2 protein-coding genes are annotated in these 975 nt (G+C 63.9%); one reads left to right on the forward strand and one right to left on the reverse strand.

What is annotated here, in order from left to right:
* Positions 1 to 509 (forward strand): LON peptidase substrate-binding domain-containing protein (locus ACMUOY_RS20150; RefSeq protein ID WP_413894515.1); only part of this gene is annotated, 509 nt, incomplete at its 5' end.
* A 67-nt stretch (positions 510 to 576) separates the two neighbouring features.
* On the opposite strand, the gene ACMUOY_RS20155 is transcribed toward ACMUOY_RS20150, so the two are convergent.
* Positions 577 to 975 (reverse strand): polysaccharide biosynthesis protein (locus ACMUOY_RS20155; protein WP_413894516.1); only part of this gene is annotated, 399 nt, incomplete at its 5' end.

Consider the following 975-nt stretch of genomic DNA (forward strand, 5'->3'; position numbering starts at 1 on the left):
CCGGCGCGCCGTTTGGCGTGGTGACTTTGGCGCAGGGCGCCGAAGTCCGTCGACCCGGCGGTGGCGCGGAGGTTTTCTACAGCGTCGGGACGCTCGCCACCATCACGGCGCTTCAAACCCCTCAGCCCGGCCTGATGACGATCCGCTGCCACGGCGAACAGCGGTTCCGCATTTCCCGCTCCATGCAACTCAAGCACGGCCTGTGGATCGCCGATGTCGGGCGGCTGGAGGACGACCTCACCGTCCCGGTCCCCGACGATCTGAAGGCCACCGCCGATGCCCTTGAGCGTCTGCTGGAATCCCTGAAAGCCCGCCAAACCGCTGAAAACGCTCCCCCGCCGCTCCAGGGGCCGATGCGCCTTGACGACTGCGGCTGGCTGGCCAACCGCTGGTGCGAGATCCTGCCCTTGCCGCTGGAGCTGAAGCAGCGACTGATGCAGCTCGACAACCCGCTAGTGCGGCTGGAACTGGTCAACGACATCCTGCACAGAACCGGTATCACTGGCTGAGGTTTTCTCAGTTTCAATAGCTGGAAATGACCATAAGATGCCGGATTGATAGCGTCCCTGTCAGAAATCAAGCCTGAAAGGTGTACTCGGGCACCTGGTGTCGCAGCCAGTCGCGCAACAACGCCCGGTCAGGCGCCGGCCCAACGGTTTCAATCCACTGAAGCACCTCGGCCGCCACGACAACCTGCTGGCCACTCGTGATGGCCACGCGCAGCTTGGGGTGCGGTGTCGGCGCAGTGGTCTCATCGTTGGCCAGCAGCTCCTCGTAGAGCTTCTCGCCGGGCCGCAGCCCGGTAAACGCGATTGGAATGTCCTGTTCGGTCTTGCCCGAGAGACGAATCAGCATACGCGCGAGCTCCACGATTTTCACCGGCTCGCCCATGTCCAGAACGAAGATCTGGCCCGACCGCCCCATCAGCCCGGCCTGGAGCACCAGCTGCGCGGCCTCGGGGATCGTCATGAAATA

It is taken from the genome of Candidatus Skiveiella danica, from assembly GCF_022705245.1.
GTDB lineage: Bacteria > Pseudomonadota > Gammaproteobacteria > Burkholderiales > Burkholderiaceae_C > Skiveiella > Skiveiella danica.